At 69.6% G+C, this 26,235-nt stretch carries 27 protein-coding genes; 10 read left to right on the forward strand and 17 right to left on the reverse strand.

Translation table 11 applies throughout. From position 1 onward, the window contains the following. Nucleotides 1–19: 19 nt before the first annotated feature. The 9 genes from rsfS to rplU all read right to left on the reverse strand — a co-directional run bounded on the left by rsfS (nt 20) and on the right by rplU (nt 6,723). The gene (rsfS, locus tag H286_RS0105850) at nt 20–397 is read right to left on the reverse strand and encodes a ribosome silencing factor (protein WP_020097446.1); all 378 of its coding nucleotides are present in this window, start codon (nt 395–397) and stop codon (nt 20–22) included. Continuing rightward, nucleotides 397–1,536, reverse strand: a complete 1,140-nt coding sequence (locus H286_RS0105855; RefSeq protein ID WP_020097447.1) for a hypothetical protein — start codon at nt 1,534–1,536, stop codon at nt 397–399. Before H286_RS0105855 ends, rsfS begins: the two co-directional genes overlap by 1 nt. Next, on the reverse strand, nt 1,533–2,129 hold the full coding sequence (gene nadD / locus H286_RS0105860) for a nicotinate-nucleotide adenylyltransferase (RefSeq protein WP_026302841.1): 597 nt from the start codon (nt 2,127–2,129) through the stop codon (nt 1,533–1,535). Before nadD ends, H286_RS0105855 begins: the two co-directional genes overlap by 4 nt. A 10-nt stretch (nt 2,130–2,139) precedes the next feature. Next, nucleotides 2,140–2,364, reverse strand: coding sequence for a hypothetical protein (locus tag H286_RS0105865; protein WP_020097448.1), 225 nt, complete (start codon nt 2,362–2,364; stop codon nt 2,140–2,142). Between the two features lie 44 nt (nt 2,365–2,408). Continuing rightward, the gene (locus tag H286_RS0105870) at nt 2,409–3,668 is read right to left on the reverse strand and encodes a glutamate-5-semialdehyde dehydrogenase (protein WP_020097449.1); all 1,260 of its coding nucleotides are present in this window, start codon (nt 3,666–3,668) and stop codon (nt 2,409–2,411) included. Between the two features lie 39 nt (nt 3,669–3,707). Continuing rightward, entirely contained in the window at nt 3,708–4,538 is an 831-nt protein-coding gene (gene proB, locus H286_RS0105875; RefSeq protein WP_020097450.1) for a glutamate 5-kinase, read from the reverse strand. After that, nucleotides 4,535–6,043, reverse strand: coding sequence for a GTPase ObgE (gene obgE, locus H286_RS0105880; protein WP_018186594.1), 1,509 nt, complete (start codon nt 6,041–6,043; stop codon nt 4,535–4,537). Before obgE ends, proB begins: the two co-directional genes overlap by 4 nt. Before the next feature lie 92 nt (nt 6,044–6,135). After that, nucleotides 6,136–6,393 carry a 50S ribosomal protein L27 gene (gene rpmA, locus H286_RS0105885; protein ID WP_018186593.1) on the reverse strand — a complete coding sequence of 86 codons (258 nt, stop codon included), beginning with the start codon at nt 6,391–6,393 and terminating at the stop codon, nt 6,136–6,138. 21 nt (nt 6,394–6,414) lie between these two features. Further along, nucleotides 6,415–6,723, reverse strand: a complete 309-nt coding sequence (gene rplU, locus H286_RS0105890; RefSeq protein WP_026302840.1) for a 50S ribosomal protein L21 — start codon at nt 6,721–6,723, stop codon at nt 6,415–6,417. Nucleotides 6,724–6,934: 211 nt separating this feature from the next. Here rplU and H286_RS0105895 point away from each other — a divergent pair, with 211 nt between their 5' ends. Next, entirely contained in the window at nt 6,935–7,207 is a 273-nt protein-coding gene (locus tag H286_RS0105895; RefSeq protein WP_018186591.1) for a DUF4031 domain-containing protein, read from the forward strand. A 9-nt stretch (nt 7,208–7,216) separates the two neighbouring features. Here H286_RS0105895 and H286_RS0105900 read toward each other — a convergent pair whose 3' ends face one another. Next, nucleotides 7,217–9,634, reverse strand: coding sequence for an Rne/Rng family ribonuclease (locus H286_RS0105900; RefSeq protein ID WP_020097451.1), 2,418 nt, complete (start codon nt 9,632–9,634; stop codon nt 7,217–7,219). Nucleotides 9,635–9,933: 299 nt separating this feature from the next. On the opposite strand from H286_RS0105900, the gene H286_RS0105905 reads away from it, so the two are divergent. After that, complete coding sequence (locus H286_RS0105905) at nt 9,934–10,539, forward strand: vitamin K epoxide reductase family protein (RefSeq protein WP_020097452.1); 606 nt, start codon at nt 9,934–9,936, stop codon at nt 10,537–10,539. 52 nt (nt 10,540–10,591) lie between these two features. On the opposite strand, the gene ndk is transcribed toward H286_RS0105905, so the two are convergent. The 4 genes from ndk to ileS are packed head-to-tail and all read right to left on the reverse strand — an operon-like array spanning nt 10,592 to nt 16,140. Next, a complete protein-coding gene (gene ndk / locus H286_RS0105910; RefSeq protein ID WP_020097453.1) occupies nt 10,592–11,008 on the reverse strand; it encodes a nucleoside-diphosphate kinase in 417 nt (138 codons plus the stop codon). A gap of 1 nt (nt 11,009) precedes the next feature. Beyond that, nucleotides 11,010–11,417, reverse strand: coding sequence for a DUF4233 domain-containing protein (locus H286_RS0105915; protein ID WP_020097454.1), 408 nt, complete (start codon nt 11,415–11,417; stop codon nt 11,010–11,012). Then, a complete protein-coding gene (locus H286_RS0105920; RefSeq protein WP_020097455.1) occupies nt 11,414–12,766 on the reverse strand; it encodes a bifunctional folylpolyglutamate synthase/dihydrofolate synthase in 1,353 nt (450 codons plus the stop codon). Before H286_RS0105920 ends, H286_RS0105915 begins: the two co-directional genes overlap by 4 nt. Further along, complete coding sequence (gene ileS / locus H286_RS0105925; RefSeq protein ID WP_020097456.1) at nt 12,763–16,140, reverse strand: isoleucine--tRNA ligase; 3,378 nt, start codon at nt 16,138–16,140, stop codon at nt 12,763–12,765. The genes H286_RS0105920 and ileS overlap by 4 nt, the downstream gene beginning before the upstream one ends. A 221-nt stretch (nt 16,141–16,361) precedes the next feature. Between ileS and H286_RS0105935 the strand changes: the two genes are divergently transcribed. Continuing rightward, nucleotides 16,362–17,024, forward strand: a complete 663-nt coding sequence (locus H286_RS0105935; RefSeq protein ID WP_020097457.1) for a hypothetical protein — start codon at nt 16,362–16,364, stop codon at nt 17,022–17,024. Then, on the forward strand, nt 17,021–17,533 hold the full coding sequence (locus H286_RS0105940; RefSeq protein ID WP_020097458.1) for a GNAT family N-acetyltransferase: 513 nt from the start codon (nt 17,021–17,023) through the stop codon (nt 17,531–17,533). Before H286_RS0105935 ends, H286_RS0105940 begins: the two co-directional genes overlap by 4 nt. Here H286_RS0105940 and H286_RS0105945 read toward each other — a convergent pair. Continuing rightward, nucleotides 17,530–17,943, reverse strand: a complete 414-nt coding sequence (locus H286_RS0105945; RefSeq protein ID WP_018186581.1) for an OsmC family protein — start codon at nt 17,941–17,943, stop codon at nt 17,530–17,532. The two genes, H286_RS0105940 and H286_RS0105945, sit on opposite strands and share 4 nt — an antisense overlap. Before the next feature lie 48 nt (nt 17,944–17,991). Here H286_RS0105945 and H286_RS0105950 point away from each other — a divergent pair, with 48 nt between their 5' ends. The 5 genes from H286_RS0105950 to H286_RS0105970 all read left to right on the forward strand — a co-directional run bounded on the left by H286_RS0105950 (nt 17,992) and on the right by H286_RS0105970 (nt 23,196). Next, nucleotides 17,992–18,735, forward strand: a complete 744-nt coding sequence (locus H286_RS0105950; RefSeq protein ID WP_020097459.1) for a methionine ABC transporter ATP-binding protein — start codon at nt 17,992–17,994, stop codon at nt 18,733–18,735. Next, nucleotides 18,732–19,424, forward strand: a complete 693-nt coding sequence (locus H286_RS0105955; protein WP_020097460.1) for a methionine ABC transporter permease — start codon at nt 18,732–18,734, stop codon at nt 19,422–19,424. Before H286_RS0105950 ends, H286_RS0105955 begins: the two co-directional genes overlap by 4 nt. Before the next feature lie 45 nt (nt 19,425–19,469). After that, nucleotides 19,470–20,279 (forward strand): MetQ/NlpA family ABC transporter substrate-binding protein, encoded by an 810-nt coding sequence (locus H286_RS0105960; RefSeq protein WP_020097461.1) that lies wholly within the window; start codon nt 19,470–19,472, stop codon nt 20,277–20,279. Nucleotides 20,280–20,369: 90 nt separating this feature from the next. Beyond that, on the forward strand, nt 20,370–22,946 hold the full coding sequence (gene valS, locus H286_RS0105965; RefSeq protein WP_020097462.1) for a valine--tRNA ligase: 2,577 nt from the start codon (nt 20,370–20,372) through the stop codon (nt 22,944–22,946). A gap of 1 nt (nt 22,947) precedes the next feature. Continuing rightward, nucleotides 22,948–23,196: a hypothetical protein gene (locus tag H286_RS0105970; protein WP_018186575.1), complete on the forward strand. Its 249-nt coding sequence runs from the start codon at nt 22,948–22,950 to the stop codon at nt 23,194–23,196. Nucleotides 23,197–23,203: 7 nt separating this feature from the next. On the opposite strand, the gene H286_RS0105975 is transcribed toward H286_RS0105970, so the two are convergent. Beyond that, on the reverse strand, nt 23,204–23,419 hold the full coding sequence (locus H286_RS0105975; RefSeq protein ID WP_020097463.1) for a hypothetical protein: 216 nt from the start codon (nt 23,417–23,419) through the stop codon (nt 23,204–23,206). After that, nucleotides 23,416–24,018: a winged helix-turn-helix domain-containing protein gene (locus H286_RS0105980; protein WP_026302839.1), complete on the reverse strand. Its 603-nt coding sequence runs from the start codon at nt 24,016–24,018 to the stop codon at nt 23,416–23,418. The genes H286_RS0105975 and H286_RS0105980 overlap by 4 nt, the downstream gene beginning before the upstream one ends. A 94-nt stretch (nt 24,019–24,112) precedes the next feature. Here H286_RS0105980 and H286_RS0105985 point away from each other — a divergent pair, with 94 nt between their 5' ends. Then, entirely contained in the window at nt 24,113–26,170 is a 2,058-nt protein-coding gene (locus tag H286_RS0105985) for a M3 family metallopeptidase (protein WP_020097465.1), read from the forward strand. Nucleotides 26,171–26,235 lie beyond the last annotated feature (65 nt).

The following is a 26,235-nucleotide window of genomic DNA, read 5'->3' on the forward strand; positions in this document are numbered from 1 at the left end:
TGAACACGCGGCGACGACGTCACTCGCTGCGCGTGGGCTCCGCGATCGTCACGGGGATGATCGGGCAGTCCTTCCACAGGCGCTCGAGGCCGTAGAACACGCGCTCCTCTTCGTGGAAGACGTGGACGACCAGGTCGCCGAAGTCGATCAGCACCCAGCGCGATTCGTCGCGTCCCTCGCGGCGCAGGCGCTTCTGGCCCGCCTCGAGCATCTTGTCCTCGACCTCGTCGGCGATGGCGGCGACGTTGCGCTCGCTGTTACCGGTGACGAGGAGGAAGGCGTCGATCAGCGGAAGCGGTCCCGACACGTCGAAGGCGACGAGATCGGTTCCCCCCTTGCTGTCGGCGGCGGCCGCGGCCACCTGGACCAGTTCGTGCGTGTGCTCTGCAGCAACCATTAAAAGACTCCGTTCACAACGGTGAAGATGAGCACCGTCGCGAGAGCCAGCCCGAGGGCACCGGCGCAGATCGCGAGGGTCATGATGAGGCGGCTTCCCTTTTCGGGAGCCGGGGGGCGGATGATCTCATCCGCACTCTTGATCGTACTGATCGCCGCCGATGCGGCGATCGGGGTCGGTGAGGATGCCGGCGGCAGTTCGCCGTCCATGAGGGCGGCGTCGGCATCCTTACCGTCGGATCCAGGGGACGTCCCCGTGGACCCGAAGCTCTCCGGCAACGCGTAACTGCCGGTGATGATCAGTTCTCCCGTGCCGAGGATCGGGACCGAGAGCGATCCGGTCTCGGGCGTCTGCGACAGGATCAGCGCGTTAGGCGCCGACGACGAGCCGCTGCCGCCGCGCGTCAGCAAGTGGTCGAACGACGGCGGAACGTCGACGGGCGCCGCACCGTCCGCGAGGAGTTGCGCGCCGAGCTCGGGAGCGACGACCCGCGCGGGCTCCGGCGCGTCGGTGGACTCGTCGGCCTCGGCTTCCACGTCCGCGGGGGCCGCGTCGAGGGGAACTTCTGCGGAGTCGGCATCCGGCTCGACAGTGTGCTCCGGCGCGTCCGAGACGGGTTCCGCAGATTCGTCCACCGAGGTCGACCCCTCAGCGTCCTCCTGCGGCGTCTCGGCGTCGTCGGCGGACGCATGGTCGTCATCGTGGTCCCCATCGGCGGGGATCCCATCGACCGGCTCACCATCGGCGGTCTCGTGCTCAGCCGTCTCGTGCTCGGTCGTCTCGTGCTCGGTCGCCGCGGCGTCGCCTGTCGAGACCTCGTCCGTTACGGGAGCGGACTCGACGACGTCGACCGTCCCGGTGCGCAGCTTCGCGAGATGCCGCGCCTGGCGTCGCGTCACGGGGTGGGCGTCAGGGTCGAGGTCCACGTCGTCCGCGAGAACGGCCGGAGTGCGCTCCGGGGCGACCTCGGACTCGTGCTCGACCTCGGCGAGAGCAGCCTCCACGGCAGCGGCGTCCGACGCGTCGGCATCCGCTTGCGCCTCTTCGGGCGTGATGATCGGCGTGGATGCCGTGTTGCGCAGCTCCCGCAGCTGCCGCCGTGTCAGGGGCGGGGTGCTCGGCTGGTCTGGTGTGCTCATGCCTTGCTCCGATACAGGTGATGCTTCGCAATGTATTGGACGACGCCGTCGGGCACGAGGTACCAGACGGGGTGCCCACGGCTCACGCGAGCGCGGCAGTCGGTGGACGAGATGGACAGCGCCGGGATCTCGAGGACGCTGACGTCGTCCGAGGGCAGCCCGTCGACGCTCAGCGTGTGGCCCGGACGGGAGACCGCCACGAAGTGCGCGAGGTCCCACAGTTCGTCGACGTCCCGCCAGCCGACGATCTGCGCGATCGCGTCCGCACCGGTGATGAAGAAGAGCTGCGCATCGGGCCGCTGCGCTTTGAGGTCACGCAACGTGTCGATCGTGTAGGTGGCCCCGGTGCGGTCGACGTCGACACGACTGACGGTGAACATGGGGTTGGATGCCGTGGCGATAACGGTCATCAGATAGCGGTGCTCCGACGACGACACGCCGGACTTCTGCCAGGGCTGACCGGTCGGGACGAACACGACCTCGTCGAGGTCGAACGACTGCGCAACCTCGCTCGCCGCCACGAGGTGACCGTGGTGGATGGGGTCGAACGTGCCGCCCATCACACCGATACGCGGTGCCCGCGTGGTTGCCATGAACGCGGCCTCAGTGGTGGCCGTGGCCCGCCTGCTGCACGGGGTTCTTCGCGGCGTACGCCTCGGCCTTGTGGGCGTGACGGTTGGCCACGTTGCGGTACGACACGCTCACGAGGCCCAGCAGCATAAACAGCGCGAAAGCCACGATGCCGTACCCGTAGGTCGTGGCCATGACGTTTCCACCGTGGTGCTCAGTCTCGGCTGCGGCGAGGACGATGGTCGTCGCGAAGTTCATTCGGGCTCCGTTCGAGGGGTCGGGTGCAGGAACAGTTTAGGCGGTCAGGACCGGATCTGCCCGGCGCCCCGCGCCAACCACTTCGTGGTCGTCAGTTCGGGCAGCCCCATGGGCCCTCGGGCGTGGAGCTTCTGGGTCGAGATCCCCACCTCGGCGCCGAAGCCGAACTCTCCCCCGTCGGTGAACCGGGTCGACGCGTTGACCATCACGACGGCGGCATCCACTTCGGCCAGGAACCGTTCGGCGACGTCGTCGTCGGTCGTGATGATCGATTCGGTGTGCTGCGTCGAGTATCGCCGGATGTGAGCCAGCGCGTCGTCGAGGTCGTCGACGACGCGGATCGAGATGTCGAGGCTCATGTGCTCGGTGGCCCAGTCCTCGTCGGTCGCGGGTACGACATCCCGACCGAAGGATGCCGCGGCGGCATCGCCGTGGACGGTCACGCCGCGTTCCTGCAGAGCCTCGATGACGGAGGGCAGGAGACGGGATGCCGCATCGCGGTGCACGAGGACGGTCTCCACCGCATTGCAGACACTCGGACGCTGCACCTTCGCGTTGACGACGATGTCGGTCGCCCAGTCCAGCGGTGCGGTCGCGTCGAGGACGATGTGCACGACGCCGGCACCGGTTTCGATGACGGGGACGGAGGACTCGGTGACGACGGTCTCGATGAGCTGCGCGCTCCCCCGCGGCACTAGGACGTCGACGAGGCCGCGCGCCCGCATGAGGGCCCGCGCACCATCGCGACCGAAGTCGTCGACGGTCTGGATCGCCTCGGGGTCGACGCCGGCGTCGGCGAGAGCGCCCCTCATCACCGAGATCAGCGCCGCATTGGTCGACTGCGCAGCACTCCCCCCTCGCAACACCACCGCGTTCCCCGAACGGAGCGCGAGAGCGGCGATGTCGACGGTCACGTTGGGACGCGCCTCGTAGATCGACCCGATCACACCGAACGGCACGGAGACCTTCTGCAGGTGCAGCCCGTTGTCGAGGACGCGGTCGTCGAGGACGCGTCCGACGGGGTCGGGCAGCTGGGCGACGTCGCGCACCGCCGTCGCGAGGGCCGCGACCCGACTGCCGTCGAGGGTGAGCCGGTCGATGAGCCCCGTCGTGAGGCCGTCAGCTCGCCCGCGCGAGACGTCGTCGGCGTTCGCTTCGACGATCTCGTCGACGTTCGCATCGATGGCCTCGGCGATCGAACGCAGGAGGGCGGTCTTGGCGGCATCCGTCAGCAGTCCCAGCGACCGCGAGGCGGTCCGCGCCGAATGCATGCGCTCCTGGGGCGTGGCAGCGGTGATCGTCATCCGCCAAGTCTAGGGCGGCGGATGCCGGGTCTCAGCGTCTCAAGCGCCGTCGACCCGCACCGGAGCGGTAGTCACGGGAGCGGCGGGTTGGGGGTTCGGTGCGAACCAGGTGCCCACCTGTTCGCCCCGCAGGGCGTCGTGCACGAGGTCGGCGCTCGTGACGAGCACCGCGATCCCGGCGGATGCTGCCAGCCGAGCGGCCGAGGCCTTCGTCGCCGCTCCGCCCGTGCCGACACTGTTCACCACGACGGACCCGAACTGATAGCCCGACAGATCGTCGCCGTACGCGACGTCGATGATCGGGGTGGCGCCCGGCTCGTCCGGCGGGCGCGTGTAGAGAGTCTCGATGTCGCTCAGGAGCACGAGGGCGTCGGCGCCCACGAGCTGAGCCACGAGGGCCGCCAGTCGGTCGTTGTCACCGAAGCGGATCTCGTGGGTCGCGACGGTATCGTTCTCGTTGACGATCGGGAGGATGCGCAGGCCCAGGAGGCGTTCCATGGCCCGTCGGGCGTTGGAACGGTGCGTCGGGTTCTCGAGGTCCCCCGCGGTCAGGAGCACCTGCCCGGCGACGATGTCGAAGGGCCGAAGGGCCTCCTGGTAGCGGTAGATCAGGACGTTCTGCCCGACGGCGGCCGCGGCCTGCTGCGTCGCGAGGTCGCTCGGACGGGCGTCGAGCAGCAGGAACGGCATCCCGGTCGCGATCGCACCGGAGGACACCAGGACGACCTCGGTCCCGCGGGCGTGCGCCTCGGCCAGGGCATCGACGATCGGCCCGATCTTCTCCGCGTTCTCACCGCTGATGGACGACGAGCCCACCTTGACGACGACGCGGCGTGCGCCGGCGAGCCCGGCACGGTCCTGCAGCGTCACGACTCGTCCTCGTCCTCCCCGCGCGTCGCAGCGATCCGCTCGGACTCGAGCTCGGCGCGCGCCTCGGCCTTGGCATCCATCCGCTCGTGATAGCGATCACGGCGCTGCGAGGTCGTGCGACGGGGGTTCAGGTCGAGTCGGGGATCCGTGCCACGCGGCGCGGTCATGAGCTCGGCTGCGGAGCCGAGCGAGGGGTGCCAGTCGAAGACGATCCCGTCGCCGGCGCCGATGACGACCGTCGACCCGGCCTGCGCACCGGCCTTGAAGAGGCCGTCCTCCACGCCGAGCTTCTCGAGGCGGTCGGCCAGGAAGCCGACGGCCTCTTCGTTCTGGAAGTCCGTCTGCTGCACCCACCGCACCGGCTTGTCGCCGAGGATGCGGTAGATGTTGCCGTAGGTGCCACCCTCGACGCGGATCTCGAAGTCCTTCTTCGTTCCCTGCGGGCGGATGACGACGCGCTCGGGAGCGGGCGCCGCGGCCAGCGCCGCCCGGTGCTCCTCGACGATCTCACCGAGGGCGAACGTCAGCTGACGGAGGCCGTCGCGGCTGACCGTCGAGATGTCGAAGACACGGAATCCGCGCTGCTCGAGCTCAGGGCGAACGAGATCTGCGAGCTCCTTCGCCTCGGGCACGTCGAGCTTGTTCAGCGCGACGAGCTGCGGGCGTTCGAGCAGCGGAATCTGCCCCTCGGGAACGGGGTAGGCGGCGAGCTCGGCCAGGATCACGTCGAGGTCGCTGATGGGGTCGCGACCGGGCTCCAGCGTCGCGCAATCGAGCACGTGGACGAGGGCCGTGCAACGCTCGACGTGGCGGAGGAACTCGAGCCCGAGGCCCTTGCCCTCGCTCGCGCCTTCGATCAGCCCGGGGACGTCGGCCACGGTGTAGCGGGCATCGCCGGCCTGGACGACACCGAGGTTCGGGTGCAGCGTCGTGAACGGGTAGTCGGCGATCTTGGGCCGCGCCGCCGAGATGGCCGCGATGAGGCTCGACTTGCCGGCCGACGGGAACCCGACCAGAGCCACGTCAGCAACGGTCTTCAGCTCGAGCTGAACGTCGCCCTCCCACCCCGGGGTACCCAGGAGTGCGAATCCGGGCGCCTTGCGCTTCGGGTTCGCGAGCGCCGCGTTGCCGAGACCACCCTGGCCGCCGGGGGCGACGACGAAGCGGATGCCGGGCGTCGCCATGTCGACGAGAACCTCACCGGTCTCGTCCTTGACGACGGTTCCGACGGGCACCTGGAGCTCGAGCGGCTCGCCCTGGGCTCCGGAGCGGTGGTCTCCCATGCCGAAGCCGCCGTTACCGGCGGAACGGTGCGGCGAGTGGTGGTACGAGAGCAGGGTGGTGACCTGGGGGTCGGACACGAGGATGATGTCGCCGCCGTGCCCGCCGTTGCCGCCGTCAGGACCGGCGAGAGGCTTGAACTTCTCGCGCTTCACGGACACGCAGCCGTTGCCGCCCTTGCCTGCGCTCAAATGCAGCGTCACGCGATCGACGAACGTCACCATGCGGTGTCTCCTGACGGGGAAGCCGACCACGGTCGGCGGGGAAAAAGAGAGGGGCGGGCCGCAGCCCGCCCCTCGTCAAGGATTGTGTGTGGTCACTCAGCGACCGGCACGATGTTGACGACCTTGCGGCCGCCCTTCGTGCCGAACTCGACCGCACCGGCGGCCAGAGCGAACAGCGTGTCGTCGCCACCGCGGCCGACATCGGCGCCGGGGTGGAAGTGGGTGCCGCGCTGACGGACGATGATCTCGCCGGCGAGGACCTTCTGACCACCGAACCGCTTCACGCCGAGGCGCTGTGCGTTGGAGTCACGACCGTTACGGGTGGAGCTTGCGCCCTTTTTGTGTGCCATCTCTCGTGTCCTCTCGGCTACTTACTTGATGCCGGTGATCTTGACGCGCGTGAGGTCCTGGCGGTGGCCCTGGCGCTTCTTGTAGCCGGTCTTGTTCTTGAACTTCTGGATGATGATCTTCGGACCACGCTCTTCGCCGACGACCTCGGCGGTGACCTTGACCTTGGCGAGCTTGTCGGCGTCGGTCGTCACGGCGTCGCCGTCGACGAACAGGACGGCGGGGAGCTCGATCTTGTCGCCGATCTTGGCCGACTGACGGTCGAGGACGACGATCGTTCCGACCTGAACCTTCTCCTGACGGCCACCGGCGCGCACAACTGCGTAAACCACTTCACACCTTGTTTCTTCTGTGGAGCGCACGGCTCCGATTGTCTGATGAGACTGGAAGTCATGGTGCGGAAGCCAGGCTCTGCATCGCAACTGCCTGCGACACGTGACGCACCAAGGGACCAGAATACCCGATCCCCGCAGTGAGGGCAAAAGCGACCCCCGGCGCGTCGCGCGCGGTCCCGCCCGGGACGCGCCCGCCTAAGATCGGCGGATGACCGTTCTCGTCGACTCCGCGATGTGGCCCGCCCACGGCAGGCTGTGGGCCCACCTGGTCTCGGACAGCGACCTGGATGAGCTGCACGCCTTCGCGGCGACCCACGGCATCCCGCCGCGTGCATTCGATCGTGACCACTACGACGTCCCGGAGGACGCGATCGCGCGCCTGGTCGCCGGCGGCGCCGAGCAGGTCGGCGCGCACGAGCTCGTGCGCCGACTGATCGCCTCGGGACTGCGCGTCACCGCCCGCCAACGTCGGGGGCGGTGACGCGCCGGATCAGTCCTCCGGAGCCGTCTGGACGGGTGTGCCCGTGAGGGCGGCCGTCGTCACACGACGGCGCGCGCGGCCCTGACCCGGAGCCTTCGGCTCGGGGAGCGCCTCGAGGACCGAGTCGAGCAGACGATCGGCATCGGTCTTCGGCGCGGCATCCGCCTTCTTGCGACGGGGACGCTTGGCGCGCTCGGGCCGCTCGGCGACCTGCTCCTCCGCAGCGGCCGCGGCCGCCTCCTCGTGAGGCTGAATGGTGGATGCCGCGATCTGCGCGAGCGCGGACTTCACACCCTCCGTGATGACGTGGGTGTGGCCGGGTGCCGCGGCGGGGGCGTTTGCGCCCTGGTTCTGCGACGAACCGCTGTTCTGGCGCGGACGACGGTTGTTCCCGTTGTTGCCACCGTTGCCGTTGCCCCGGTCGCCGCCCGAGGAGCGGTGCTTGACGACGGGGTCGTGGTGGACGATGACGCCTCGACCGGCGCACACCTCGCACGCCTCGCTGAACGTCTCGAGCAGGCCGAGGCCGATCTTCTTGCGGGTCATCTGGACGAGGCCGAGCGAGGTGACCTCGGCGACCTGGTGCTTCGTCCGGTCGCGGCTCAGGCACTCGACGAGGCGGCGGAGGACGAGGTCGCGGTTGGACTCGAGCACCATGTCGATGAAGTCGACGACGATGATGCCGCCGATGTCGCGAAGGCGCAGCTGGCGGACGATCTCCTCCGCGGCCTCGAGGTTGTTCTTCGTGACCGTCTCTTCGAGGTTTCCGCCGGTGCCGACGAACTTGCCGGTGTTGACGTCGACGACCGTCATCGCCTCGGTGCGGTCGATGACGAGGGAACCACCGGAGGGCAGCCAGACCTTGCGGTCCAGCGCCTTCTCGATCTGCTCGGTGACGCGGAAGACGTCGAACGGGTCCTGCTCGCCCTCGTACTTCTCGATGCGCTCGAGCAGGTCGGGAGCGACGCCCGTCAGGTACGACGTGATGGTCTCGTATGCCTCGTCGCCCTGGATGAGCATCTTGCGGAAGTCCTCGTTGAAGACATCGCGGACGATCTTGACCAGAAGGTCGGGCTCCGAATGCAGGAGCGCGGGAGCCTGCCCGGTCTGCGCCTGCGTGCTGATGTGCTCCCACTGCGAGGTGAGCCGCTGGACGTCCCGCGTCAGCTGCTCCTCGGTCGCGCCCTCGGCGGCCGTGCGCACGATGACGCCGGACGACTCCGGGAGGACCTCCTTGAGGATCTTCTTCAGGCGAGCACGCTCGGTGTCGGGGAGCTTCCGGGAGATGCCGTTCATGGCGCCGCCGGGAACGTACACGAGGTAGCGACCCGGAAGGGAGATCTGGCTCGTCAGGCGGGCGCCCTTGTGGCCGACGGGGTCCTTCGTGACCTGCACGAGGACGCGGTCGCCGGACTTGAGTGCCAGTTCGATCCGGCGCGGCTGGTTGCCGGTCTCGACGGCATCCCAGTCGACCTCGCCGGAGTACAGCACGGCGTTGCGGCCGCGACCGATGTCGACGAAGGCCGCCTCCATGCTGGGGAGGACGTTCTGCACGCGACCGAGGTACACGTTGCCGATGAGCGACGCATCCTGGTTGCGGGCGACGTAGTGCTCGACGAGGACGTTGTCCTCGAGCACGCCGATCTGGATGCGACCGCCGCGCGAGCGGACGATCATGTCGCGATCGACGGACTCGCGGCGGGCGAGGAACTCGGCCTCGGTGACGACGGCGCGGCGACGACCGGCTTCGCGCCCATCGCGACGGCGCTGCTTCTTGGCTTCGAGTCGCGTGGATCCCTTGATCCGCTGCGGCTCGGTGATGACCTCGACGGCGCGGCGGCGGGGCGCGACCGGCTCGTCGTTCTGCTCGACGGCGTTGCCACCGCGACGACGGTTGCGACGACGCGAGCTGCCGCCGGACTCGGCGGACGGCTCATCACGGTCGTCACGCCCACGGTCGTCCCGGCCGCGGTCGTCCCGGTCGCGCTCGTCGCGCGCCGCAGCCGGCAACGGCGGGACCTCGGGGGCGTAGAAGTGGAGGGCCGTCGACACGGCCGAGACGAACTGTTCGGGCAGGAGCCCGAGGCTCACCGCCGTCGGGATCGTCGGCTCGGCAGGCTGCTCCGGCTCAGCGGGCTTCTGCGGCTCGGCAGGCTTCTCCGGCTCGGCGGGCTGCTCGGGCTCGGCAGGCTTCTCCGGCTCGGCGGGCTGCTCGGGCTCGGCAGGCTGCTCGGCCTCTGCGGACGGAGCGTCTTCCGTCGGCTCCTCGGGACCGGAGGACTGGACGTGCTGCTCGGGCTCGACCTGCTGCTCGAGCTGAGCTGCATCCTGATCGGACGACGCCACCTCGGCGGTCTGGTCGGCCGTGGCCGTCAGATCCCCATCGATCGCGTCGGTCGCTGTCGTGTCGTTCGTGTCATCTGCCATCTCTGGCCTACTCCCAGCCGACGGCCCCGCGTGCCGTCCGGCGAAAATCGGGCGGCGACGCTCCGGTCTCGGAGGTGCCGCGAACTCATTCGGTCTGCAGCCGATCCCCGCACACTCGGCGGGGTGATGCTGCGCGGGCGTGATCGCCCGAAGTCTTCTGGTGACATCTTGGCGGCGCGGCCGCGGGGACGTCGAGCCCCATTATCCCACTACCCGGACCCGAACCGTGACCGGAGCTCTCCGATATGCACGGCCGGCGCATCAGAAAGGTGATCAGTCCCGATGGGATAATCGCCGACATGACCACGCGGACCCGCTCTCCCCGCCCGACCGTCTTCGCACTCTGGCTGATCTTTGCCGGCGTCGTGGGGTGGATCGCGGCGTTCGCACTGACCACCGAGAAGTTCTCGCTCCTCGAGAACCCCGGCTCGTCGGCATCCTGCGACATCAGCCTTCTCGTCCAGTGCGGGAAGAACCTCGACTCGGCCCAGGGGTCCGTGTTCGGGTTCCCGAACCCGATCCTCGGGCTCACCGGGTGGGTCGCTCCGATCGTGGTGGGTGCGGCGCTGCTGGCCGGGGCGCGCTTCGCGAAGTGGTTCTGGCTGCTGTTCGGGCTCGGCGTGACCGCTGCGTTCGCGTTCGTCCTCTGGCTCACCACGCAGAGCATCTTCGTGCTCGCCACCCTCTGCCCCTGGTGCATGGTGACGTGGTCTGTGACGATCCCGACGTTCTTCGCCGTCGCCGTCCACCTGGTCCGCGAAGGGGCGCTCCCGGCATCCGCCGCCGTCCGACGACGCGCGGACGCACTCATGCCCTGGACACCGCTCATGGCCATCGTGGCGTTCGCGGTGGTGGGCGTGATCGCTCAGGTGCGACTGGACTGGATCTCCGAGTTCACCCGCTGAGACGACGACGCGCCCGCCCCGGTGATCGGGACGGGCGCGTGACGACGTGTCGTCATTCGAACCAGATTGCGAGCTCCCGGTTCGCGGACTCGACGCTGTCGCTGCCGTGGACGAGGTTCTGTTGGACGGCGAGGCCCCAGTCGCGTCCGAAGTCCCCGCGGATCGTGCCGGGTGCGGCCGTCGTCGGGTCGGTGGTCCCCGCGAGCGAGCGGAAACCCTCGATGACGCGGTTGCCTGCGAGGCGGATCGCCACGGACGGGCCCGACATCATGAACTCGAGGAGCGGCTCATAGAACGGCTTGCCCTCGTGCTCGGCGTAGTGCTGCTCGAGGCGCTCGCGATCGGGGTCGACGAGGCGGATGTCGACGAGCGAGTACCCCTTCGCCTCGATGCGGGCGAGGATCGCGCCGGTCAGTCCGCGCGCGACGCCGTCGGGCTTCACGAGGACGAGTGTCTGTTCGGTGGCCATGTCAGTCTCCGTTCTTCTCCGCCTCGGCGGCGAGTGTGGCGTTGCGCTCGTCGAGCGCGCCGCCCTTGATGGTGCCATACACGTACAACGCGCCGAAAACGGCGGCCGCGATCAGGACGGCCGGCACGAGAAACGCACCCAGGGCGACGACGACCTGCAGCAGTCCGCCGGCGATGACTCCCGCGCGATAACGGGTGAACGCACTGACGACGATCATCAGGATGCCGAGGGTGACACCACCCACGATCCCCCACCACGGCTCGATCCCCTGCGGAAGCGCACGGAGCCCGTAGACCGACAGGCCCGCGAGGAAGGCGACGATGGACTCGAAGCCGAGGATCACCGACAGGAGCGACTCGCGCGCGCCGCGCTGGCGGCGCGGACGGGGCGGACGCGGTGACCTGCTCACGATCGGTACCCCGACTTCCAGTCCTCCGCCTCGGCGAGGACGACCGCCTCGCCGGCGAGCACGACGCTGCCGGCGATGACCACCGCGCGCCGGTCGGATTCCGCCGCCCACGCGCGGGCGGCCTCGGCTGCCTCGGCGAGGTCGCGGTGGACCGTGACGGGCGTCTCGGTCTGCTCGACGAGGTCGGCGACGGCATCCGGCTCCTCCGCGCGGTCGGACTCGGGGGCGGTCGCGAACACGTGCGCGACCGCGGGGGCGAGCGTCTGGACGATCCCGGCGATGTCCTTGTCGGCGAAGGCGCCGAGCACGAGACCCCAGTCGTCGAAGTCGAACGAGTCCCCCAGGGCTGCGACCAGCGAGCGGGCACCGTGCGGGTTGTGCGCACTGTCGACGAGGACGGTGGGCGCGATGCCGACGAGCTGAAGACGTCCGGGCGAGGTCACGTTGCCGAGGCCGTCGGCGAGCACGTCGGCGGCGATGGGCTGCGACGCTCCCCCGATGAGCGACTCGACGGCCGCGATCGCCAGCGCGGCGTTGTGGCCCTGGTGCGCGCCGTACAGCGGCAGGTAGAGCTCGTCGTACGTGGCCGCGAGCCCGCGGACCGTCAGCAGCTGACCGCCGACGGCGAGCTTCTGGTCGAGCAGGCCGAACTGCTCCCCCTCGACGGCCAAGGACGCGCCCTGAGCCCGAGCCGCCGTCGTCAGCACGCTGAGCGCCGCGGTCTGCTGGGCCGCAGACACCACGGCGGCGTTCGGCTTGATGATGCCGGACTTCACGGTGGCGATCTCGCCGATCGTGTCGCCGAGCTTGTCGGCGTGGTCGATGTCGATCGGCGCGAACACCGCGACGTCGCCGTCGGCGGTGTTCGTCGAGTCCCACGCACCGCCCATGCCCACTTCGATCACCGCGACGTCGACGGGGGCGTCGGCGAACGCGACGAAGGCGAGCACGGTGAGCAGCTCGAAGAAGGTCAGCGGAGGCTCGTCCGTGCCGTCGAGCTCTTCGTCGACGAGCGCGACGATGGGCGCGATCTCGTCCCATGCGTCCGCGATCGCGGCATCGGCGATGGGCTCGCCGTCGACCATGATCCGTTCGGTGAAGCGCTGCAGGTGCGGGCTGGTGAAGAGCCCGGTCCGAAGCCCGTGGGCCCGGACGATCGACTCGGCGATGCGGCTCGTCGAGGTCTTGCCGTTCGTGCCCGTCACGTGGATGACGCGGTAGCTCCGCTGCGGGTCGCCGAGGAGTTCCAGCGCGCGACGGGTGCGCTCGACCCGGGGTTCGACCCAGCGCTCCCCCTGCCGTTCCAGGAGTGCCGCGTAGACGGCATCCGCTCGTGTCCGGTCGCTCATGAGGTCGCTCCGATCCGGCGCACGCCGATCGTGAAGGAGCCGGCATTCGCGTAGGTGCCGGCGGGGACGGATGCCGTGTGCTCGGGGCTCGAGCGCAAGGCCTCGCCGCGGAGGGCGGTGCCGTCGGCGGTGGCGACGAGGTCGGCGACCGAGAGGGTCTCCCCCGCGACGTCGGCGACGTCGAACGCCGCCGCGACCGCCTCGGCGTCGCCGTCGTCGTCGAAGGTGAGCTGCAGCGCGATGCGGTCGCTCACCTCGAAGCCGGCGGCCTTGCGGGCGTCCTGCACGGCGCGGATGACGTCGCGCGCGAGACCCTCGGCCTCGAGCTCGGGCGTCGTCGTGGTGTCGAGCAGGACGAACCCGCCTCGCGGCAAGAGCGCGATCGCGGTGCCCTCGGCGACGCCGCCCGCCTCGAGCGTGAGGTCGTACTCCCCCGGTTCGAGCGCGATGCCGTCGACGACGACCACGCCGTCCTCCTCGGTCCACAGGCCCGCCTTGGCGCCCTTGATGACGTGCTGGACCTGCTTGCCGAGGCGCGGACCCGCCGCACGCGCGTTGACGGCGAGGCGCTGGCTGATGCCGTACTGCTCGGCCAGGCCGTCGGTGAGCTCGACGACCTGAACGGCCTTGACGTTGAGCTCGTCGCGCACGATGTCCTCGAACTGCGCGAGCGCGTCAGCACCGCCCACCGCAACCGTGAGGTTCGCGAGCGGCAGACGCACGCGCTTGCCCTCCTTCTTGCGCAGCGCGTTCGCGACGGACGAGACCTCGCGGACGGTGTCCATCGCTTCGCGGATGTCGGATGCCGGGGCGAACTCGTCAGCGTCCGGCCAGTCCTCGAGGTGGACGCTCCGCCCCCCGGTGAGACCCTGCCAGATGCGTTCGGAGACGAGCGGGATGAGCGGAGCCGCGACGCGGGTGAGCGTCTCGAGCACCGTGTAGAGCGTGTCGAACGCCTCCGTCGTGGTCGGGTCGGCGGCATCCACCCCCACCCAGAACCGGTCGCGCGAGCGACGGATGTACCAGTTGGTCAGCGCCTCGGTGAACTCGCGGAGCTTCGCCGCCGCCATCGTCGAGTCGAGGGCCTCGAGGTCTGCGGCGACGTCGCGGACCAGGTCGCCCGTGAGCGCCAGGATGTGGCGGTCGAGGACGTTCGTGGAGTCCGTCCGTCGCGTCGCCTCGTAGCCGGCACCGTCTTGGCCGCCGGCCGCGTTCGCGTACGTCGAGAAGAAGTACCACGCGTTCCACAGCGGCAGCAGGAACTCGCGGACGCCCGAACGGATGCCCTCCTCGGTGACGACGAGGTTGCCGCCGCGCAGGACCGACGAGCTCATGAGGAACCAGCGCATCGCGTCGGAGCCGTCGCGGTCGAAGACCTCACTGACGTCCGGGTAGTTGCGCAGCGACTTCGACATCTTCTGACCGTCGCTGCCGAGCACGATGCCGTGGCAGGCGACGCCCGAGAACGCCGGGCGGTCGAAGAGCGCGCCCGACAGGACGTGCATGACGTAGAACCAGCCGCGGGTCTGCCCGATGTACTCGACGATGAAGTCGGCGGGGGCGTGCTCGTCGAACCACTCGCGGTTCTCGAACGGGTAGTGCACCTGCGCGTACGGCATCGAGCCGGAGTCGAACCACACGTCGAAGACGTCCTCGATGCGGCGCATCGTCGACTGCCCGGTCGGGTCGTCGGGGTTCGGACGGGTCAGGTCATCGATGAACGGCCGGTGCAGGTCGACCTCGCCCGCCTCGTTCACGGGCAGCCGGCCGAAGTCGCGCTCGAGGTCCGCGAGCGAGCCGTAGACGTCGACGCGGGGGTACTCGGGGTCGTCGCTCTTCCACACCGGGATCGGCGAACCCCAGAACCGGTTGCGGCTGATCGACCAGTCGCGGGCGCCCTCGAGCCACTTGCCGAACTGGCCGTGCTTGACGTTCTCGGGCGCCCACGTGATCTGCTCGTTGAGCTCGACGAGGCGGTCCTTGATCGAGGTGACCCGGACGAACCAGCTCGAGACGGCCTTGTAGATGAGGGGGTTCCGGCAGCGCCAGCAGTGCGGGTACGAGTGCTCGTACGACGCCTCGCGCAGGAGCCGGCCCTCGGCCTTCAGCAGGCGGATGAGCGGACGGTTGGCGTCCATCCACAGCTCGCCGGCGACGTCGGTCACCTGCGGCAGGAAGCGTCCGCCGTCGTCGAGGCTCATGATGAGCGGGATGCCGGCGGCCCCCGTCACGCGCTGGTCGTCCTCACCGTAGGCCGGGGCCTGGTGGACGATGCCCGTGCCGTCGGTCGTGGTGACGTAGTCGTCGACGAGGATGCGCCAGGCGTGCTGGGTGCCCCAGGTCTCCTCGTCGGCGTAGTAGTCGAAGAGCCGGTCGTACGCGACGTCGGCGAGGTCCGCACCGCGGACGGTCTGGTCGACCGCCTCGCGGGCCTCGTCGGCCGAGGCGTAGCCGAGGTCCTTCGCGTAGTTCGCGAGCAGGTCGGAGGCCAGCAGGTAGCGGTGCGACTGACCCTCGAGGGCGTCCTCGTGGACGTCGGCGGCTCCGGCAGGACCGCCCGGCAGGACGACGTACTCGATGTCGGGGCCGACGGCGAGCGCGAGGTTGGTCGGGAGGGTCCACGGGGTCGTCGTCCAGGCGAGGGCGCGGACCGCCGTGAGTCCCAGAGCCTCGGCCTTGGCGCCGACGAGCGGGAAGGTCACCGTCACGGACGGGTCCTGACGCATCTTGTAGACGTCGTCGTCCATGCGCAGCTCGTGGTTCGAGAGCGGGGTCTCGTCGCGCCAGCAGTACGGCAGCACGCGGTGGCCCTCGTAGGCGAGGTCCTTGTCGTACAGCTCCTTGAAGGCCCAGAGGACGGATTCCATGTACCCGGTGTCGAGCGTCTTGTAGCCGCGCTCGAAGTCGACCCACCGCGCCTGGCGGGTGACGTAGTTCTCCCACTCCTGCGTGTACTCGAGGACGGATGAGCGCGCCTTCGCGTTGAAGGCGGCGATCCCCATCTCCTCGATCTCGCTCTTCTCGGTGATCCCGAGCTGCTTCATCGCCTCGAGTTCGGCGGGCAGCCCGTGCGTGTCCCAGCCGAAGACGCGGTCGACCTTCTTGCCTCGCATCGTCTGGAAGCGCGGGAAGAGGTCCTTCGCGTAACCGGTGAGGAGGTGGCCGTAGTGCGGCAGGCCGTTGGCGAACGGCGGGCCGTCGTAGAACACCCACTCGTCGGCGCCGTCGCGCTGCGCGATCGACGCTCGGAACGTGTCGTCCTGCTCCCAGAACGCGAGGACGTCGCGCTCGAGGTCGGGGAACCGCGGGCTCGGGACGACGGCCGCGGGGGCGTCGGCGGCGGGGCCGAAGGCGGAAGGTCGGGGGTAGGTCATGTCGCTCCTGCAGGTCTGGTCCTGCGAGGACGATCCGAGGACCGCGGTACCACCCCGCTTGGTGCGACCCGGATCCGGGTGCACCCACTCACCTGCGGCGATGACGGGCCTGCCCCGCTCGGTTCTACTGGGCGGCGGACCGCTGTTCTTCCGAGAGCTCCCCGGTGATGGCCGGATCGGTGCTGATGCAGACAATCATACCGTCGGCATAGCCTGGCGTCATGGCCCGCTCCCGCATCCGTCCCGAGCCTCCCCGCATCCCGGATCCGGATCTCCCCCGGGAGTTCTCGTCCGCGACGCTCCACCGGTCGGGCGAGACGTCCGAGGCGCGCATCGACCTCGACCCCGGGACGACGGATGCCGCGCACACCCGCATCAGCGAGAGTCTCGTGGCCGCGGCATCCGTTCAGACGCTCGATCTGACCGGAGCGATCCTCACCGACGTCGTCCTCGACGCCGTGTCGACGGCCGAGCTGATCGCCCGGGAGGGGACGTGGCGGACGGTCGTCGTCCGCGGCGGGCGGATCGGGACCCTCGACCTGTCCCGCGCGCGCTGCGACGGTCTCGTTTTGGACGGCGTGCGGATCGACTACCTGACGGCGGGCGGTGCGACGCTCCGAGACGTCGAGGTGACCGGATGCCGCATCGGCACCCTCGATCTCCCCGGCGCCCGCGTGGCGCGGATGCGGTTCGCGGAGACGTCGGTGGACGAGATGGACGTCAGGGAGTGGCAGGCGGGCGACGTCGACCTGCGCGGCGCGGACGTGCTCTCCTTCACGGACGTCCGGATGCTTCGGGGCGTCACCCTGACCGCCGATCAGGCGACCTCGCATGCGCTCGCGCTCGCGGCGTCCCTCGGCATCGACGTGAGGACGGACGCGTGACCCTGCGGACGGCGCGGCTCGTCCTCCGCGACATGGGCGAGGACGACCTGCCGGCACTCCGGACGATCCTCACCGACCCGGTCGCGATGACCGCGTACGAGGGGCCTTTCGCCGAGAGCGAGTGCCGGGCGTGGCTCGAGCGCAACCTCCAGCGCTACGCGGAGGACGGGTTCGGGCTCTGGGCCGTCGAGCTCGCCGACGCCCCGGGCGAGATGATCGGGCAGTGCGGCATCACCCGGCAGCGCATCGACGACGACGAGGTCCTGGAGGTCGGGTACCTCTTCCGCCCGGCGCACTGGCAGCGGGGGTACGCGACCGAGGCCGCGGCGGCGTCCCGCGACTGGGCGTTCCGCGCGCTCGACGCCCCGGCCGTGTGGGCGAAGGTCCGCGACACGAACATCGCGTCGATGAACGTCGCCATCCGCCTCGGGATGACGGTCCGCCGCCGCTTCGTCACCCGCTACCGAGGCGTCGACATGCCGCACCTCGGATTCGCCGTGGACCGCTAGGAGGCCCAGTCCTCCGCACGGATGCCGACGGTCGCCGCCCCCTGCAGCAGGCGCGAGATCGGGCAGCGGTCGTGCGCGGCCGCGACGAGTTCGTCCGTCTCGCCGAGCGTGCGCCCCTCCGCGGAGACGAACGCCGTGACGTGGAACTCGTACCCGCCGCGCTCCGGGGAGTCGTGGAGCTCGACCTCGACGCGCACCCGCGTGCGCTGGGCGCCCTTCACGATCGCCTGCAGTGTGGCGTCGAGGCAGGTGGCCCAGGCGAGGGCGAGCAACTGCTCGGGATTGCTCCGCGACAGGTCCGCGTCGGGGCTCAGCGGGTTCGACACCGCGACCTCCAGGCCGCCCGTGACCCGGCTGACACCGGTCCCGCCGTCGTCGTTGATCGCCTCGGTCCGGTACCTGGTGCTCATGGCAGAACTATAGTTGGACGGCATCCAACAACGTCTTGAGGTCCTTTCGTGCTGTCCCCGTCCCCCGTCGAGCTCGCTCGTGCGGGCGTAGCGTACCCCGGCGGCGTGCAGGGTCTCGCCGACGTGGACCTGACCGTCGCCGAGAGCGAGATCCTCGGGATCATCGGCGAGAGCGGTGCGGGCAAGAGCACCCTCCTGAACCTCCTCACCGGCGAATTCGCTGCCACCTCGGGCTCCGTAACAGTGCTGGGCTCCGACATCGGCCGCCTCGACCGCGCCGGTCTCCGCCGCCTGCGACGCGAGATCGGCGTCGTGTTCCAGGGGGTCCACCTGCTGTCGAACCGGACGGTCCGGCAGAACGTCGAGGTCGCCCTCTCGCTGCGACCTCGACGGGAGCGGACGGCGAGCGCCGTCGACGACGTGCTGCGCTTCGTGGGGCTTGATCACCGGGCCGATGCCTACCCCGCGCAGCTCAGCGGCGGGCAGCGCCAGCGGGTCGGCATCGCGCGGGCGCTGGTGAGCCGGCCCCGGTTGCTGCTGTGCGACGAGCCCACCTCCGCGCTCGACGCGGCGACCGCGGGCGAGGTCCTCGACCTGCTCCGCGACGCGCGGGACCGCTTCGGGACGACGATCGTCATCGTCACCCACGACCTCGACGTCGTCCGCAGCGTCTGCGATCGGGTCGCCCTGTTCGAGGACGGTCGGCTCGTCGACATCCTCGCGGTCGCGCCGTCGGCACGCGGCGAGCGCGAGACCTATCTCGATCGCGCACGGCGGGAGCTCGGCGCATGAGCGGCGTAGAGGACGTCTTCGCCTCCCTGGGAGCGTCGCTCGCCGAGCGCGGTGACGACCTCGTCGAGGCCCTCGGCGAGACCGGCTACATGCTCGGCGTCTCGCTCGCGGCCGCGGTGGTGTTCGGCCTGCCCCTCGGCGCCGCCGTCTACCTGACCCGTCCCGGCGGGATCCGCCCCCAGCGCCTCGTCTGGTCGGTCGCGAACTTCCTGATCAACGTCATCCGCTCCTTTCCGTTCCTGCTGCTCGTGGTCTTCCTCGTCCCCGTGACCCGGGCGGTCTACGGCACGACCTTCGGGACACCCGCGGCGACGTTCTCGCTCTGCGTCGTCGCCGTGGCCGTCTACGGCCGGCTGGTGGAGCAGATCCTCCGCGAGGTGAGCCCCGGCATCCCCCGTGTCGCGCAGACCCTCGGCGCGACCGTCCCGCAGACGGTCCGGCGCTTCCTGCTGCCCGAAGCCCTGCCGGGCCTCGTCTACGCACTGACCTCGGCGAGCATCAGTCTGCTCTCGTACTCGACGGTGCTCGGAGTCGTCGGTGGCGGCGGCATCGGCGACTTCGCGCTGCGGTACGGCTACCAGGAGTACGACGACGTGCTCATGTACTTCACGATCCTCGTCATCCTCGTCATCGTCCTCGTCATCCAGGCGGTCGGCCAGCGGATCTCGGTCCGCCTCGACCACCGCTGACTCCGGCTCACCACCGGCATCCATCCCCATCCCACAAGGAGCGCCATGTCCCCCCGCCGCCTCACCCTCGCCGCAGCCCTCACCGCCGCCGCTGTCGCCCTCCTCGCCGGCTGCGCCTCCCCCGCCGCGCAGGGCGGCGGCGACGTCCAGACCATCCGGGTCGGCGCCGTGACCTCGCCGATGACCGACATCGTCGAAGCCGCGGCCGACGAGATCGAGGACGGCTACAAGATCCAGCTCGTCGAGGTCGCCGACTACGTCACGATCAACAAGATGCTCGCCGCGGGCGACATCGACGCGAACTTCTCGCAGCACAAGCCCTACATGGAGGAGTTCAACGCCGCCAACGGGGCGGACCTCACCGCCGTGCAGCCGATCTACAACTTCACGATCGCGTTCTACTCGAAGACCCTCGACGACATCGCCGACCTCCCCCAGGGCGCCACCGTCGCCATCCCCAACGATGCGTCCAACACGGGGCGTGCACTGAAGATGCTCGCCGACGCGAAGATCATCACGCTCGCCGAGGGCGTCGACCCCTACGCCGCGACGCTCGACGACATCGCCGGGAACCCGAAGGACCTGCAGTTCCTCGAGCTGCAGATCAACCAGCTCAACACCGCCTACGACGAGGCGGACCTCGTCTTCCAGTGGCCCTCGCACATCGCCGCGCTCGGCCTCACCCCTCAGGACGACGGCCTGCTGACCGAGCTCGACGACCGTTTCGCCCTCCAGCTGGTCGTCCCCGGTGAGGACAAGGATGCCGCGTCCACGAAGGCCCTCATCGACGCCTTCACGAGCGACCCCGTGCGCGACATCATCGACGGCAACAAGACCATCGAGACCGCGTTCTGAGCCGGCACGCACCCCGGCGGTAGACTGGCGCCGCACCCACACTCAGGCACGCTCACACAGTGCCGCACATATCGCTCGAGGAGCATCACCATGACGAACGCGCACATTCCCGACAAGCCCGCCCTGGAAGGCCTCGAGCAGAAGTGGGATGCCGCCTGGTCCGGCGCCGGCACGTACCTGTTCGACCGCGACGCGGCCAAGGCCAAGGGACGCGCGGGCGTCTTCTCGATCGACACGCCTCCCCCGACGGCATCCGGATCGCTCCACATCGGTCACGTGTTCAGCTACACGCACACGGACGTCAAGGTGCGCTACGAGCGCATGCGCGGCAAGACGGTGTTCTACCCGATGGGCTGGGACGACAACGGTCTGCCGACCGAACGCCGCGTGCAGAACTACTACGGCGTGCGCTGCGACACCTCGCTGCCCTACGACCCGGACTTCACGCCGCCCTTCCGCGGCGACGCGAAGAGCCTGAAGCCTGCTGACCAGGTCCCGATCAGCCGCCGCAACTTCATCGAGCTCTGCGAGGAGCTGACGATAGAGGACGAGAAGCAGTTCGAGGACCTGTTCCGCAAGCTCGGCCTCTCGGTCGACTGGACGCAGACGTACCGGACCATCTCGGACGACACGATCCGCACGAGCCAGCTCGCGTTCCTGCGTAACCTCGACCGCGGTGAGGCGTACCAGGCCATGGCGCCCACCCTCTGGGACATCGACTTCCGCTCCGCCATCGCGCAGGCCGAGCTCGAGGACCGCGATCAGCAGGCCTCTTACCACCGGGTCGCCTTCCACAAGAGCGACGGCTCGGGCGACATCCACATCGAGACGACGCGCCCCGAGCTGCTGGCCGCCTGCGTCGCCCTCGTGGCGAACCCCGACGACGAGCGCTACCAGCCCTACTTCGGCTCGACCGTGCGCACGCCGCTGTTCGACGTCGAGGTGCCGGTCCTCCCCCACCCGCTCGCCGTGAAGGACAAGGGCACCGGCATCGCGATGATCTGCACGTTCGGCGACGTGACCGACATCATCTGGTGGCGCGAGCTCGACCTGCCGAACCGCACGATCCTCGGCCGCGACGGCCGCATCATCGACGAGGCCCCGGACGTGCTCGTGACGGATGCGGCCAAGGCGGCGTACGCGGAACTCGCCGGCAAGACGGTGTTCAGCGCCAAGAAGCGCATCGTCGAGCTGCTGCAGGAGTCCGGTGAGCTGCTCGAGGTCTCGAAGCCCTTCACCCACCCCGTGAAGTTCTACGAGAAGGGCGACCGCCCGCTCGAGATCGTCTCCACCCGCCAGTGGTACCTCCGCAACGGTGCGCGCGACGCGGAGCTCCGCGACAAGCTCATCGAGATGGGCCGCGGCATGGGCTGGCACCCGGACTTCATGCGCGTGCGCTACGAGAACTGGACGAACGGCCTCACCGGCGACTGGCTCGTCTCGCGCCAGCGCTTCTTCGGTGTGCCGATCCCGGTCTGGTACGGCCTCGACGAGAACGGCGAGCGGGACTACGACCGCGTGCTGACCCCGGATGTCTCCCGCCTGCCGGTCGACCCGACCACGGACGTTCCCGACGGCTACACCGAGGACCAGCGCGGCGTGCCCGGGGGCTTCGACGCCGAGCGCGACATCTTCGACACCTGGGCGACGTCCTCCCTCACCCCGCAGCTTGCGGGCGGGTGGGAGCGCGACCCCGAGCTCTGGAACCTCGTGGCTCCGTTCGACGTCCGCCCGCAGGGTCAGGACATCATCCGCACGTGGCTGTTCTCGACCATGGTGCGCTCGGTCCTCGAGGACGGCCGCGCGCCGTGGACGGATGCCGCCATCTCGGGCTTCATCGTCGACCCCGACCGCAAGAAGATGTCGAAGTCGAAGGGCAACGTCGTGACGCCTGCCGACATCCTCGACGCGCACGGCACCGACGCCGTCCGATACTGGGCGGCCTCGAGCCGGCTCGGCGCCGACGCGGCGTTCGACCCGCAGAACCCGACGCAGGTGAAGATCGGTCGTCGCCTGGCGATCAAGGTTCTGAACGCGGCGAAGTTCGTGCTCTCGTTCCCCGTGCCCGAGGACGCCCGCATCACGCACGCGCTCGACGCGTCGATGCTCGCCACCCTCGATCAGGTCGTCCGGGATGCCACGAAGGCGTTCGACGCGTTCGACCACGCCCGCGCCCTCGAGATCACCGAGTCGTTCTTCTGGACGTTCTGCGACGACTACCTCGAGCTCGTGAAGGAGCGCGCCTACAACCAGGCCGACTCCGGTCAGGCATCGGCCGCGCTCGCCCTCCGTATGGCACTGTCGACGCTGCTGCGCCTGCTGGCGCCCGTCCTGTCGTTCGCTGCCGAAGAGGCGTGGTCGTGGTTCGAGGAGGGGTCCGTGCACACCGCTGAGTGGCCTGTGCCCGTGGGCATCGATGGCGACCCTGCCGTGCTCCGCACGGTCGGCGAGGCGCTCATCTCGGTGCGCCGCGCGAAGACCGAGGCGAAAGCCTCGCAGAAGACCCCCGTCGACTCGTTGACGATCACCGGCCCGGATGCGGCCCTCGACGCGATCCGCTCCGCGGAGGGCGACCTCGCCGCCGTCGGACGCATCGCGCAGGTGTCCTACGCCGCCGGGGACACCGTGTCGGTCGGCGACATCGTCCTCACCCCGCAGGAGGCCTGACGTGCAACTCGGAACCCGGTGGACCAGCGGCGACCAGCCGCCCGCAGCCGTGCCGCAGGTCCTGCGCGAGCAGATCGCGGCGGTCGACGCATCCGTGGATCAGGATCCGCTCGGTCAGCCGCGACCGCGGTGGACCCTCACCTGGCTGGAGGGCCGCCCGGTCGCGGAACTCGACACCGGCGTGGTCGTGCGCGTGGACCGCGAGGGTGAGGTCGTCGTCGGTCATCTCGACGACGACGGCATGTCCTGAGCCCGGCTCAGCCGCGGGGGTGATGCGCCAGGTGCGCGACGACGTCGGCTCGCGTGTCGTTGATGCGCTCCTCAGCCGCCGATCGAACGAGCGCCTGATCGGCGCGACGCAGCATCCGTGCGGCGACCGCCGCTTGGACCGAGGTCGTCGCCGCCCACAGCGCGGCCTCGAGCCGTGTGGGCCGGACGGTGACGTCCAGCGTGGGGATCGTGATCGTGGTCATCGTCCGTCTCCGTCCTCGGGTAGTGCGAATGCGTCCACCCGGACGGTGAACGGCACGCGGTCGGGGTCTTCCTCGTGGCCGCGCGCGGAAGCGGCGACCTCGTCGACGATCTCGGACAGTCGCCGGATCATGTCCTTCGCCTGATCGGGCGTCAGACGGATGTTGGCGGTCGAGATGATCGCCGTGCCGTCGTCTCCCTTGTCGGGATCGGCGATGCTCTCGGTCACATGCCGCATGAGCTGCTGCTGACGACGGCCGAGGAACTCGTTCATGATGAGCTGGGTCGCCGAGCGACCAGCCGGTGAGGCCATCGCCTCAGGGCTGTCGAACGACACGGACTTGTCGGACCGCTCCCACCACCGCTCCCGGGCGGATCCCCGCTCCGGGATCTCGCGGATCAGGTCCTGCTTTGCGAGGGCCCGCAGGTGGTAGCTGGTGGCGCCCGAGGACTCCCCCGTGCGCTCGGCCAGCGAACTCGCCGTCTGCGGCCCGTACTGCGACAGGATGTCGAAGAGCTGCACGCGGAGCGGATGCGCCAAAGCGCGCAACGCTCCGGCATCAAGGGTGCGGTCCGCCCGCCGCATCGGTGTCTCGCTCATGTTACAAAGATATCTTTGCAAGCTATTCTTTGCAAGCATTCCTTTGCATTCTCGATCGCGCGGGCGGCGCGCGCGGGCGACGTACGCTGGGACGATGACGGATGCCGCGACCAACCCGCTCCTCGCCCCCTCTCCCCTCCCCTTCGACCTGCCGGATTACCCGAACATCCGCCCGGAGCACTACCTCCCGGCGTTCGAGCAGGCCTTCGCCTCGCACCGCGCCGAGATCGACGCGATCGCGACGTCCTCCGACGCGCCGACGTTCGAGAACACGCTGGTCGCGCTCGAGCGGTCCGGCGAGACCCTCGGGCGAGTCGCGCGCATCTTCTACACCGTGAGCTCCGCCCACGCGACGGCCGAGATCCAGGAGATCGACGAGCAGCTCGCCCCGCTCATGGCCGCTCACCACGACGCCGTGACGCTCGATGCGCGCCTGTACGGGCGGGTCGCCGACGTGCATGCCCGCCTCGACGATCTCGGCCTGGAGGGCGAGGACCGGTACCTCGTAGAGCGCACCTACCGCGAGATGACGGGCGCCGGCGCGGGCCTCGACGAGGCGGACAAGACGGTCCTGACGGAGCTGAACCAGCAGCTGTCCATGCTCACCACGACGTTCGAGAAGAACCTCCTCGCCGACACCAACGACCTCGCCGTGGTCTTCGACGAGGCCGCCGAGCTCGACGGACTCACCGAGGGCGAACTGTCGGCGGCGGCACGCAATGCCACCGAGCGGGGCCTCGAGGGCAAGTACGTCGTCACGCTCACCCTCTTCACGGGGCACCCGTACCTCTCGTCGCTCACCTCCCGGGCGAGCCGCGAACGCCTCATGGCGGCATCCCGATCCCGGGGGCGCCGAGGCAACGCCAACGACAACCGCGAGGTGCTCACCGAGATCGTGCGGCTGCGCTCCGAGCGTGCTCGGGTCCTCGGATACGACTCGCACGCGGCCTACGTCACCGCCGACGAGACCGCCGGCTCCCCCGAAGCGGTGCACGAGCTCCTGCGCCGACTCGCGGTCCCCGCCGCAGAGAACGCGCGCCGGGAGCAGGCAGCCCTGCAGGAGATCATCGACAGCGAAGGTGACGGGTTCCCCCTCGCCGCGCACGACTGGGCCTTCTACACGGAGCGCGTGCGAGCCGCACGGTACGACCTCGATCGGACGGCCCTGCGACCCTGGTTCGAAGCCGAACGCGTCCTCGTCGACGGCGTGTTCCGCGCTGCGACGGATCTCTACGGCATCACGTTCACCGAGCGTGCCGACCTTCCCGCGTATCACCCCGAGGCACGTGTCTTCGAGGTCCGCAACGAGGACGGCTCCCACCTCGGCCTGTACGTCCTCGATCTGTACACGCGCGATTCCAAGCGCGGCGGGGCGTGGATGAACTCGATCGTGTCGCAGTCCGCACTGCGCGGCACGGCGCCGATCGTCATCAACAATCTCAATGTGCCCCAGCCCGCTCCCGGCAGCCCCACGCTCCTGACCCTCGACGAGGTGACGACGCTGTTCCACGAGTTCGGCCATGCGCTGCACGGACTCTTCGCCACCGTCACGTATCCGCACTTCGCCGGCACCTCGGTGTTCCGCGACTTCGTGGAGTTCCCCAGCCAGGTCAACGAGATGTGGATCTTCTGGCCCGAGGTGGTCGCGTCCTACGCACGCCACGTCGACACCGACGAGCCGCTTCCCGCCGACGTCGTCCGGAAGCTCCGCGAGTCTGAGGCGTTCAATCAGGGCTTCGCGACGAGCGAGTACCTGGCCGCTTCCTGGATCGATCAGGCCTGGCACAGTCTGGATGGCGAGGACACCGCCGTCGCCATCGACGTCGACGCGTTCGAGGCCACGGCGCTTGCCGACATCGGTCTCGACAACCCTGCCGTCCCGACCCGGTACTCGTCGACCTACTTCGCTCACATCTTCTCGGGCGGCTACAGCGCGGGCTATTACTCCTACATCTGGAGCGAGGTCCTCGACGCCGACACGGTGGAGTGGTTCCGCGAGAACGGCGGCCTGACGCGCGAGAACGGCGATCGATTCCGCACCAGGCTGCTGGGCGTCGGCGGGTCGAAGGACCCGCTCGAGGCCTACCGCGACTTCCGCGGACGCGATGCGCGGATCGAGCCCCTGCTCCAGCGGCGCGGTCTCACCGGCTGAGCCCGGACGAAAAGGGCGCCGCCTCCCTCCGGAGGCGGCGCCCTTTTCGATATCGGATGCCGGTG

Origin of the sequence: Microbacterium sp. 11MF, assembly GCF_000383475.1 — a bacterium.
In the GTDB taxonomy this organism is placed as follows: domain Bacteria; phylum Actinomycetota; class Actinomycetes; order Actinomycetales; family Microbacteriaceae; genus Microbacterium; species Microbacterium aquilitoris.

Coding starts and splice junctions, on each gene's coding strand:
- obgE (WP_018186594.1), bottom strand. CDS start 6,043: ATGGTGACGTTCGTCGATCGCGTGACGCTGCATTTGAGCGCAGGCAAG.
- H286_RS0105900 (WP_020097451.1), bottom strand. CDS start 9,634: ATGGCAGATGACACGAACGACACGACAGCGACCGACGCGATCGATGGG.
- ndk (WP_020097453.1), bottom strand. CDS start 11,008: ATGGCCACCGAACAGACACTCGTCCTCGTGAAGCCCGACGGCGTCGCG.
- H286_RS0105955 (WP_020097460.1), top strand. CDS start 18,732: ATGAGCGGCGTAGAGGACGTCTTCGCCTCCCTGGGAGCGTCGCTCGCC.
- H286_RS0105980 (WP_026302839.1), bottom strand. CDS start 24,018: ATGAGCGAGACACCGATGCGGCGGGCGGACCGCACCCTTGATGCCGGA.
- H286_RS0105905 (WP_020097452.1), top strand. CDS start 9,934: ATGACCACGCGGACCCGCTCTCCCCGCCCGACCGTCTTCGCACTCTGG.
- H286_RS0105935 (WP_020097457.1), top strand. CDS start 16,362: ATGGCCCGCTCCCGCATCCGTCCCGAGCCTCCCCGCATCCCGGATCCG.
- H286_RS0105855 (WP_020097447.1), bottom strand. CDS start 1,536: ATGAGCACACCAGACCAGCCGAGCACCCCGCCCCTGACACGGCGGCAG.
- H286_RS0105865 (WP_020097448.1), bottom strand. CDS start 2,364: ATGAACTTCGCGACGACCATCGTCCTCGCCGCAGCCGAGACTGAGCAC.
- rpmA (WP_018186593.1), bottom strand. CDS start 6,393: ATGGCACACAAAAAGGGCGCAAGCTCCACCCGTAACGGTCGTGACTCC.
- H286_RS0105895 (WP_018186591.1), top strand. CDS start 6,935: ATGACCGTTCTCGTCGACTCCGCGATGTGGCCCGCCCACGGCAGGCTG.
- rsfS (WP_020097446.1), bottom strand. CDS start 397: ATGGTTGCTGCAGAGCACACGCACGAACTGGTCCAGGTGGCCGCGGCC.
- H286_RS0105960 (WP_020097461.1), top strand. CDS start 19,470: ATGTCCCCCCGCCGCCTCACCCTCGCCGCAGCCCTCACCGCCGCCGCT.
- H286_RS0105920 (WP_020097455.1), bottom strand. CDS start 12,766: ATGAGCGACCGGACACGAGCGGATGCCGTCTACGCGGCACTCCTGGAA.
- H286_RS0105985 (WP_020097465.1), top strand. CDS start 24,113: ATGACGGATGCCGCGACCAACCCGCTCCTCGCCCCCTCTCCCCTCCCC.
- valS (WP_020097462.1), top strand. CDS start 20,370: ATGACGAACGCGCACATTCCCGACAAGCCCGCCCTGGAAGGCCTCGAG.
- H286_RS0105870 (WP_020097449.1), bottom strand. CDS start 3,668: ATGACGATCACCGCTGCCACGCCCCAGGAGCGCATGCATTCGGCGCGG.
- H286_RS0105945 (WP_018186581.1), bottom strand. CDS start 17,943: ATGAGCACCAGGTACCGGACCGAGGCGATCAACGACGACGGCGGGACC.
- ileS (WP_020097456.1), bottom strand. CDS start 16,140: ATGACCTACCCCCGACCTTCCGCCTTCGGCCCCGCCGCCGACGCCCCC.
- H286_RS0105975 (WP_020097463.1), bottom strand. CDS start 23,419: ATGACCACGATCACGATCCCCACGCTGGACGTCACCGTCCGGCCCACA.
- nadD (WP_026302841.1), bottom strand. CDS start 2,129: ATGGCAACCACGCGGGCACCGCGTATCGGTGTGATGGGCGGCACGTTC.